Origin of the sequence: Desulfofundulus thermobenzoicus, assembly GCF_009428905.1 — a bacterium.
GTDB lineage: Bacteria > Bacillota > Desulfotomaculia > Desulfotomaculales > Desulfovirgulaceae > Desulfofundulus_A > Desulfofundulus_A thermobenzoicus.
In genome coordinates this window covers 21,283-30,569 of the sequence record NZ_WHYR01000043.1, presented here as the reverse complement: position 1 = coordinate 30,569, position 9,287 = coordinate 21,283, and the positions used below count along the sequence as shown (strand labels likewise).

9 protein-coding genes are annotated in these 9,287 nt (G+C 55.9%); all 9 read right to left on the bottom strand.

Features of this window, described 5'->3' with window-relative positions:
- Positions 1 to 347: 347 nt before the first annotated feature.
- The 9 genes from GFC01_RS13770 to GFC01_RS20010 all read right to left on the bottom strand — a co-directional run bounded on the left by GFC01_RS13770 (position 348) and on the right by GFC01_RS20010 (position 9,132).
- Positions 348 to 1,274 carry an Rpn family recombination-promoting nuclease/putative transposase gene (locus GFC01_RS13770; protein ID WP_243137592.1) on the bottom strand — a complete coding sequence of 309 codons (927 nt, stop codon included), beginning with the start codon at positions 1,272 to 1,274 and terminating at the stop codon, positions 348 to 350.
- A 469-nt stretch (positions 1,275 to 1,743) separates the two neighbouring features.
- Complete coding sequence (locus GFC01_RS13765) at positions 1,744 to 2,847, bottom strand: Rpn family recombination-promoting nuclease/putative transposase (protein WP_341473992.1); 1,104 nt, start codon at positions 2,845 to 2,847, stop codon at positions 1,744 to 1,746.
- A gap of 208 nt (positions 2,848 to 3,055) precedes the next feature.
- Positions 3,056 to 3,271, bottom strand: a complete 216-nt coding sequence (locus GFC01_RS18820; protein WP_194174958.1) for an RpnC/YadD family protein — start codon at positions 3,269 to 3,271, stop codon at positions 3,056 to 3,058.
- 32 nt (positions 3,272 to 3,303) lie between these two features.
- Positions 3,304 to 3,534 carry a hypothetical protein gene (locus GFC01_RS13755; protein ID WP_152947744.1) on the bottom strand — a complete coding sequence of 77 codons (231 nt, stop codon included), beginning with the start codon at positions 3,532 to 3,534 and terminating at the stop codon, positions 3,304 to 3,306.
- Positions 3,535 to 3,773: 239 nt separating this feature from the next.
- Complete coding sequence (locus tag GFC01_RS13750; protein WP_194174957.1) at positions 3,774 to 5,861, bottom strand: S8 family serine peptidase; 2,088 nt, start codon at positions 5,859 to 5,861, stop codon at positions 3,774 to 3,776.
- A gap of 230 nt (positions 5,862 to 6,091) precedes the next feature.
- Positions 6,092 to 6,355 carry a hypothetical protein gene (locus tag GFC01_RS13745; RefSeq protein WP_152947742.1) on the bottom strand — a complete coding sequence of 88 codons (264 nt, stop codon included), beginning with the start codon at positions 6,353 to 6,355 and terminating at the stop codon, positions 6,092 to 6,094.
- 124 nt (positions 6,356 to 6,479) lie between these two features.
- On the bottom strand, positions 6,480 to 6,707 hold the full coding sequence (locus tag GFC01_RS13740; protein ID WP_152947741.1) for a hypothetical protein: 228 nt from the start codon (positions 6,705 to 6,707) through the stop codon (positions 6,480 to 6,482).
- A 105-nt stretch (positions 6,708 to 6,812) separates the two neighbouring features.
- On the bottom strand, positions 6,813 to 7,724 hold the full coding sequence (locus GFC01_RS13735) for an RpnC/YadD family protein (RefSeq protein ID WP_152947740.1): 912 nt from the start codon (positions 7,722 to 7,724) through the stop codon (positions 6,813 to 6,815).
- Between the two features lie 364 nt (positions 7,725 to 8,088).
- On the bottom strand, positions 8,089 to 9,132 hold the full coding sequence (locus GFC01_RS20010) for an Rpn family recombination-promoting nuclease/putative transposase (protein ID WP_152947739.1): 1,044 nt from the start codon (positions 9,130 to 9,132) through the stop codon (positions 8,089 to 8,091).
- Positions 9,133 to 9,287 lie beyond the last annotated feature (155 nt).

Genomic DNA, 9,287 nt, shown 5'->3' with positions numbered 1-9,287 from the left:
GCCGCCCCGTCGGTGGTATTGATTAACCACGTGCGGGGTGGCAGTCAAGGCCGCCGCCCTGAATTGAAATTCGCTAAAATCGTGAGCAAGAAGGACTAATTGTCCAATCTTAGGGGGTCAGCCCGTGTAACCGGCAGAGGCCGCTCGTTATTTTTGTGTCAAAGAACCGTCCCCTGTCACAAACAAATGTCCCCTGTCACAAATGCTCTGTCACAAATGGAGCGGGGCTGAACCGGGTTCTGAATCGTATACCGGCAGTGAAAAGAAAAAGCTCCGCCGGTGCGGGACCGGGGGGCGCTCGATAAGTTAATAAGTTAAGTGCCTGGCACCGTCAATTCTCATAAAAGTTAATAGGTGCCTGGCACCTGCCGGCCGCCGTCCACAATGGCCTGCGCATCTTCTAGCGAGCCGGCGGTGTAAATTTTGTTGATGATTTTGTCCAGTGCCTCCAACCTGCCGATCTGCCGGACCCGCTCCTGCAGGCCCCGGGAGTCATCCCCAAATCTGGCGTCCAGGTACTTGCAGATGGCCTCCTGCCTGCCCTTCGCCTCGCCCTCGGCCCTGGCGCCGGCCAGGGCGGAAATCTCGTCCCGCAGGGCCTTTTCCCGCAGCTCGTAAATCCGCCGCTCCTTCTTGTTCTGCCAGAAGGCCTGCTCGATGGTCAGCGCTTTCCTGATCCCCGGGTTTTCCACGGCGATTCCCTCCATCTCTTCTCCTTCCAGGTTGTTCAGATACATCATCCACGCTTCCAGAGCGTTTACCGGCCGGCGTTTGATTTTCTTTATCTTTTCCAGTTCCAGAAAGTGTATCTCCAGGTCGTCATTTAAGAGGTCTCCGCTTTGGTCGTCCCGCACGTGAAAGGTCCGGTGATACCGATTGTCGTACCGAAACCAGTTGAAGGACAGGATATTTATGGTTACGGTTTTGCGCAGGTCGGCGAATTGCTGGCCGCTGGTCAGCTGGCCGTGGTACAGCCCCGCCCAGTAATACATGGTCCTTTTGTCTATGTTGTACTGGTTGGCCACCTGCACTTCGATGTTGATCAAGACGCCTTCTCCCGTCCGGGCCAACACGTCCAGCCGGGCTCCCCGGTCCAGCAGGTGTTTGGGGTCTATCTCCCGGTCCAGCAGTTCCACCCCGGTCAGTTCCCGGCCTGACGGTAACTGCAGTACCGCATTGAGAAAACTGAGCAGCGCTTCTTTCCCTTCTTCCGACCCGAAGATCCGCTTGAAAGCGTAGTCGTTGGTCCGGTTGATCCCTCTGATTTCCGCCAGGTCCTTCACCTCTTCCCGCCAGTAATCATCAGCCTTATTATACCAGATTCTGTGTTTGATCAAAATCCTTTGCTTTCTGGAGGCAGTTTGATTCCGGAACGCCATACCGGTTCACTGGCCGTTAACGTAGCTACGTAAATTTTGCTGGTATTGCCAAAGGGGTTTGTTCCTTCCCGATCTGACCCGGGTCTTCCCGGCCGTTCTTGCTTACCGGGTGGGGTTCAACCTGCCGGAGCGCCGGTCACTGGCACACCCTTATCAATAAGTTAATATGTTAAGTGCCTTGCACCAAAAAAATGCCCCGCCGTTGTGTGACCGGCGGAGGCCGCTCGTTATTTTTGTGTCAAAGAACCGTCCCCTGTCACATACCTGTTTGGTGCGCCTGGCAGGAATCGAACCTGCATCCCCTCGGCAACCGCCCAACAAAACCCCCGCAAGCCCTGACAGCCTGCGAGGGCTTCTATTCAGTTCACTGAGCTAACTTCCCCATCCCGTCCCCGATGATGGCCCGCGCCTCTTCCAGGGTGTCAGCCGCAAATAGCTCTTCCATCACGCCGTCCAGCGCCTCCAGGCTGGTCACTCCCTGCACTACCCGCTGCAGTTCCTCGGAAGCAGCCCCGAACCTGCGCTTGAGGTACTTGCAGATGGCATCCTGCGCTTTCTCAACTTTGCCTTTGGCTTTACCTATGGCTTCACCCTCGGCCCTGCCCTCGGCCCTGCCCTCGGCCCTGCCCTCGGCCCTGCCCTTCAGCAAACCGCGCATCTCCGCCTGCTGCTGCATCTCTTCAAGGGTTATTTCCAGGTTCGTGATCATCTTTTCCACCTCCCACGGATTGACTTCGCCTATTATCCTGTCAACCTTATCCCGCAAAGGCTCGGGCAGCCTGGCCTTGAGCACGTGACCAAGCCACGCGGCAAACCGCCTGAACTCGTCCCGGCTCAGGTTCTTCAGCACTCCGGCCAGCTTCCGCAGCCGCCTGACCAGTTCCTCCGCGTCCATCTTCTGGTCAAGGGCAAATATGCTGGCTACCAGGTTGGCCGCCCGGTAGAGTTCTTCTGCGTCATACCGGTTTACGTCAAACAGGACGTACCGGAAATCCAACACGTGCTCCTCAAACTGCCGGTACCCGGCCAGCATCTCTTTGAAACTCAGGGCGGCGGTCCAGTTGTTCGCTCCGTTGTACAGCACCGCCGGTATTATCGCGGGCAGCCGGAACCCTTTGCGCTCCCGCTCGCTTTCGGATGTGTTATTATAAATGTCCCGCCATATCTCCACCATGTACAGCAGCAGCCGGAAAGGCATCAGGTGGTCCACGGTGGACTGCAGCTCCAGCAGGACGTAGAATATCACGTCGCCGCCTTTCGCCTTCAGCCGGTAGATGATGTCTGCTTCTTTCTCGCTGAAGTCCTGCAGGATGTAGGACTTTTCCACCCGCACCAGGCTTTCTTCGTCTATATCTTTTGCCCAGTCCTCCCGGACGAAGGTTCTGAGCAATTCCAGAAAGGCCCGCTTGCTGGAGAGAAGCTCTCTATATCCCTTATCATGGGTGTGGTGGGGCTGTCTATCGGGCACGGGATCAGTCCTCCTGTGCCTGTATTATACCACATCGGCCGGGAAATTGACATGGGGCAGAGCTGGGGCGAAACTGAACCGCGCGGCTGGCGAAAAAAAGATGTCCCCACCGGTGTGTGACCGGTAGGGGCTTCTCGATTTTTGAACTTGTCAACTTGTAAACAACGCCCCCCTCAACTTCCCAGCGATTTCTCAAGCAGCGGTTCAGTCAGTTTTCCAGTTCACTCTTCAATCCCAACACGGTCTCCCTGGACAGCCCGGTTATTTCCGCCACATCCTCTACGGAAAGGCCTTTCCTCAACGCTGCCCTTGCAACCTCAACCTTGCCTTTGGCTTTACCTATGGCTTCGCCCTCGGCCCTGCCCCTGGCTTCAGCTTCCGCTCTCTCTTCTTTGACCCATTCCTGATAAATCGGCGATTCCATGACCTTCCCTCCTTATCATCGAGCATACCAGTTCAGCCGCATATCTGCCGCCTGCCAGTATCCCCATTCTCTAAATTTACCGGGTAGCAACCGCCGGGGTCTTCTACTTCAAACACGTTGTCCAGCCTGGACTCCGCCCTGGGAATGTATTCGCTTTTGAACGGACTGATCCGGTCTTCCGCACATACGGGGTTCAGGTATTTTACCCAGTCACCCGGCCTGCGCTGAACTAGGCGCTTGACGGGTATGTCTATTTTGGGCATTGGCGGTGTTTCACCATCTTTGTTTTATATTTTACCGCATGATCGGCTTTTTCGTCTCTCACGCCGCTTGCTGGCGAGAAGCTGCTTGTATCCTTTGTCGTGGGAATGGTGAGGGTATCTTTTGTCCGGCACGGGTTCATTCCTCCTGTGGCTGTATTATACCACATCCGGTAATTCGGGGGACACCATACTGAATTATGCTTACTGGAAATTCAGTAAGGTGTCCCTCGATTCTCGGCCTATTCATATAGCTTAAACCAAATACCACCCTTACCATCGTAATCTCTGCCGAAAGTTAATAATGGCTTATCATCTATAACTTCGACTTGATAAGCAGCCCAGCCTTCACATGAAGCACCTGGATACAGTCTGTAATCTAAATCTGGTTCTGGTTCTACGACAGAACAATATTCGTAATCTCTTCCCGCTTCTGAGACGGCTGTAAAATCATACCCACTAATATGATATTGAGTATCCGGGTCTGGTCCCTCTAAATATTCAAACTTAATTTTTGCCAAAATATACTCGTGACCTGATTGAGGTGGATCATTAAAACTGTTCGCTTCCTGGATTATCTGCCATGCCTGCTCTCCGCGAATAATATCTACTAAAATAATTTTCGCTTGATGACTACCTTTATAATCATTCCACCTGGCAAATAAAGGAGTACCAATTGAAGCAGGGTTGGTTCGGGAATAACCCTCATCACCCGACGGTGGGGTAACTGGATTGTCCTCTTCAGCTTTAACAACGATATTCAAATTATAATTTTCCGCCAGCTTTTGACCCGAGATGGCGGTCAGGCCGGCATCCACCCGCAGGGTGTAGGTCTGGCCGGCGGTCAGGGCATCGCGGGGCTTGAGCCAGAAGGTGGTGTAGCCCCCGGTTTCGCCCGCGTTCACCTCGCCTACAAAATAAAGGGTGCAGGGCAGTTCAGCACCGGCGGCAGTGAGCAAGTGGAAATGGGCGGCGGTATTCCCGTCTATTTTCACCGGCTGGTTAAAAACGATCTGCAGCATCTGGGCCGGATCCATTTCCACGGCCCCGCTGCCCGGGGTGCCTGCATCCGCCAGCTGCGCGGCCACCAGGTCCAGGTCCAGGCGGCCGTAGCCGGCGTAGTCGTCTCTGCCCGGCGGGCCGATGTCCACCACACCTTTTTTGATCATCTCCGCCACCTGGTCCGGTCCGGCACCGGGCAGCTGGGATTTAATTATGGCCGCCGCGGCCGAAACAAAGGGGGTGGCCAGGGATGTTCCGCTGACGGGGGTATAGTTGGGATACAACACGTCGGTGGTGAGGACAGTCATCCCACCGCCACCGCCGCCACCACCATATCTAATGTCAGTGGTGAGGATATCCACTCCCGGTGCCGCCACCATCACTTCCGGACCGTGATTCGAAAAGCTTGCCACCAGGTCGCCACCGTCGCTGGCGGCTACGGCAATTACCCCGGGGAAAGCCGCCGGGTAGGACACCGCATCATTTTCCCCCTCTTCGTGATTGCCGGCGGCGGCCACCACCACCACGCCGCGCTCCCGGGCATAATCAACCGCATCGGCCAATGCCTGAGAGTACTGGGGACCGCCCAGGCTGAGGTTGACCACCTGCGCCCCGCAGTCAACGGCGTGGTATATGGCCTGGGACACCAGGTATGTGTCCGCCTGTCCATCTAAATTAAAAACCCGCAGGGGCAGTATCTGCACGTTCTGCCGCCCGGCGGTACCGGCAATGCCGGTGGCGTTGCCGGTGGCGGCGGCGATCACACCAGATACCGCTGTGCCATGTCCATCAAGATCCAGCGGATAGTTATCGTTCCATACAAAGTCCCAGGCTCCATCAAGCGAGATGCGCCCCTGCAGATCTTCATGATAAAAATCGATGCCCGAGTCAACCACGGCCACAATCACCGGGTCCTGATTCGGCGCCAGCTTATCCCAGGCCTTGGCGGCATTGATTGTGTGCAGCCCCCACTGTTCAAAAAACAGGGGATCGTTTGGGACGTCCAGCATCTGCACGGGATAATTGGGCTCCACAAACTCTACGCGCCCGCTCCGCTTTAATTCTGCAATGGCCTTTTCCCTGTCTTTTACCCGGAGCAGGGACAAATCCCTTTTTTCGTGAATTTTTTCGGCAGCACATTTATTGAGAAGCGCCTCTTTGCTTACTTCGTCCGCCGACTTTTTCCATTTCACGATAATCTCCCGGCTGTAGTCCCGGGGAGGCATTTGCTTCTCCCGCTGGAGACGTTCTTCAATCAACTGACGAACATTTTCTTTTGAGGCGTATGTATGGCCGGCTACCGAAGGCGCCTGGAGATTTCCGGACATGTATTTTCCGGCGGCCAGGCTGCTGCCCGGGGTACATGAATAGTGATGATTGTCAGAAAAATTAGCAACCCCGCCACCCACAGGTAAGGAAACCTTTTCGGCGACATAAACATTCCTCCCCTGGTATACAGTTTCTCAATATTTCGATAACATAAGACCAAATTCCTTTAAAATTTCGGGTAAAACTTCCGTGTGGCCGGGACAGGTGTTTGCTGCGCGACAACAGGGCCTTACCGGCTATACCTTTCCTCCCTTGACCTTCTGGCGAAAAGATAAGGCTCCCCCGTGAGGACAAGCACCGGGGGCACCGGCCACAAGCATATGATTGTGAATAAGTTAAGTGCCTGGCACCATCCGATTCCTTCGGCCCTGGCCCCTTCCAGCATGACGAGTTCGTCACGCAATGCTTTTTCCCGCAATTCATAGAGGCTTCGCTCCCGCTCGCTGCGCCAAAAAGCTTCCTCGATGGTCAAGGCTTTTCGAATGTAATCCAAGCAGCGAACCGTATCCGGTAGTACAACTGATAAATACGGTCCGAAAAACACAAAAGGACCAGCCACTCGTTTACCGGTAACTGGTCCTGCTTGAAATTCTCCCGTATTTCAATTTGTGGCGCCGTCAATGACGGCGTTCGCCACTTCCAACGCCGGTAGTGTAAATCCTGTTGAAGATTTTGTCCAGTGCCCCCAGCTTATCGATCTGCCTGACCCGCCCCTGCAGGTCCCGTGAGGCCTCCCCGAACCTGGCGTCAAGGTATTTGCAGATGGCTTCCTGGGCCATCGCGACTTTGCCACCGGCCTCACCTTCGGCCCTGGCGCCGGCCAGTGCGGAAACCTCGTCCAGCATGGCCTTCTCCCTCAGTTCGTAGAGCCTGCGTTCCTTCTTGCTCTGCCAGAAGGCATTCTCGATGGTCGGCGCTTCCCTGATCCCGGGGTTCTCTATGGCTATCGCCTACTGCACAAACCTCTCAATGCCGTCCCGGATGATGGCCCGCGCTTCTTCCAGGGTGTTTGCGGCAAACAGTTCCTCCATGACGTCGTCCAATACCTCCAGGCTGGTCATCTCCCGGACTTTCTGCTGCAGGCCGGCGGATGCATCACCGAACCTCCTCCTGAGGTACTTGCAGATGGCGTCCTGTTTTGCTTCAACCTTGCCCCTGGCCTCTGCCTCGGCGCGCTCTTCCCTGACCCACTCCTGGAAAATCGGTGACTCCATGACCATTTCCCTCCTTATCATCGATAGTACCAGGTCCGGCGGGTACTTACCGCCGGCCAGTATCGCCATGGCTGCCAGCAGGTCCTGCCGCAGCGATTCGTCCTCTATTTCCTGCACGGCATCTATACATTTCTTCAGTGCCTGCCCGGGGCTTTCCTTTGCATCCTCGCCTTTCATCAACGGCAGCAGGGGGTAAAGTCCCACCAGTTTGGCGGTTATCACCTTTTGCCTGCGCTCTTCCCACACCCGGATCACCGTATAGGAATATTCCAGCCCTCCCGTATCCCACCGGTCACTTAACCGGTGCAGTCCGTTGTCGTCTTCCTTGTAGAAGAACATCACCACCTGGCGTATGGACGGGGTGCCCCTGCCGCCAGCCAGCATGGCCTCCCATATGTCGCTGCGGTAGCGCAACATGCGGGCCGGCAGCACTTCGTCGCGGTAGCCCATTGGCTCGAAGTGAAGCAGGTACGGGCCGCTGGGGTCATCTATTTCCAGTACGTTATCCAGCCGGGATTCCTTTTTGGGAGTGTACTCCGTTTTATAGGGCCTTACCCATTCTTCCCTGCAGCCCGGTTGCACGTATCTGGCCCAGTCGGCGGGCCGGCGCTGAAACAGCCGCTTTATTGGTATGTCTATCCTGGGCATTTACGTTCGCTCACCCTCTTCTGGATAACTCGTAGGATCCCACCAGCCTCTAAAAAATTAGCTTATGTCCTCTTGGGATGGGGCTGTCTTTTGTCCGGCACGGGTTCATTCCTCCTGTGACTGTATTATACCACATCCAGCGGGTAATTGACATGAGGCAGAACTGAACCGGGTACTGAATCGTGTACCGGCAGGGAAAAGAAAAAGCCCCGCCGGCGTATGATAGGCAGAGGCCGCTCGTTATTTTTGTGTTTTTGTGTCAAAGAACCGTCCCCTGTCACACTGGAAACTGAACCGCGCGGTTGGTGAAAAAAATGCCCCCGCCGGTGTGTGACCGGCGGAGGCCGCTCGATAAGTTAATAAGTCAGGCGCCTGGCACCTGCCGGGCGTCGTCCACAATGACCTGCGCCTCTTCCAGCGAGCCGGCGGTGTAAATTTTGTTGATGATTTTGTCCAGTGCCTCCAACCTGCCGATCTGCCGGACCCGCTCCTGCAGACCCCGGGAGTCATCCCCAAATCTGGCGTCCAGGTACTTGCAGATGGCCTCTTGCCTGCCCTTCGCCTCGCCCTCGGCCCTGCCCTCGGCCCTGGCGCCGGCCAGGGCGGAAATCTCGTCCCGCAGGGCCTTTTCCCGCAGCTCGTAAATCCGCCGCTCCTTCTTGTTCTGCCAGAAGGCCTGCTCGATGGTCAGCGCTTTCCTGATCCCCGGGTTTTCCACGGCGATTCCCTCCATCTCTTCTCCTTCCAGGTTGTTCAGATACATCATCCACGCTTCCAGAGCGTTTACCGGCCGGCGTTTGATTTTCTTTATCTTTTCCAGTTCCAGAAAGTGTATCTCTCCACGGTCTGGTCCAGGTAAAACACGCTGGACACCACGTTGGCCGACCGGTACAGGTCCTCTTCGCTGTAGCGGACGACGTCGAAAAGGATGTAGGAGATAACCGGGGAACCGCTCGTGCCCCGCCTGGTATTCCCTGAAGCTCCTGCAGGCCGTCCAGCTTCTCCTGCCGTTGTAGAGGACGGCGGGAACGATGGCCGGCAGCCGGAACCCCTTGCGCTCCCGCTCGCCCGCGAGGGTGTTGTTGTATATGTCCCGCCATATCTCCACCATGTACAGCAGCAGCCGGAAGGGCATCAGGTGGTCCACGGTGGACTGCAGCTCCAGCAGGACGTAGAATATCACTTCGGTTCCCCTGAGCCGCAGCCTGTACACGATGTCGGCCTCTTTCTCGCTGAAGTCCTGCAGGACGTAGGACTTTTCCACCCGTACCAGGCTTTCTTCGTCTATGTCCTTCGCCCATTCCTCATGCACAAAGGTCTTGAGCAACTCCAGAAACGCCCGCTTGCTGGAGAGAAGCTCCCTGTATCCTCTGTCGTGGGTGTGGTGGGGCTGTCTTTTGTCCGGCACAGGTTCATTCCTCCTGTGGCTGTATTATACCACATCCAGCCGGAGATTGACATGGGCGGGGCTTAAGCCGGTGACTAAACCGTGCGCCGCCGGTGAAAAGAAAAAGCTCCCGGAGGTTCGTTCCCACGGGAGCGCCATTCGTCAAATTTCGGAAA

Bases quoted from the DNA above. Each gene is read 5' to 3' on its own strand.
- GFC01_RS18820 (WP_194174958.1), bottom strand. From the start codon at position 3,271: ATGGAATCGCCGATTTATCAGGAATGGGTCAAAGAAGAGAGAGCGGAA.
- GFC01_RS13755 (WP_152947744.1), bottom strand. From the start codon at position 3,534: ATGCCCAAAATAGACATACCCGTCAAGCGCCTAGTTCAGCGCAGGCCG.
- GFC01_RS13750 (WP_194174957.1), bottom strand. From the start codon at position 5,861: ATGTCCGGAAATCTCCAGGCGCCTTCGGTAGCCGGCCATACATACGCC.
- GFC01_RS13740 (WP_152947741.1), bottom strand. From the start codon at position 6,707: ATGCTGGACGAGGTTTCCGCACTGGCCGGCGCCAGGGCCGAAGGTGAG.
- GFC01_RS13735 (WP_152947740.1), bottom strand. From the start codon at position 7,724: ATGCCCAGGATAGACATACCAATAAAGCGGCTGTTTCAGCGCCGGCCC.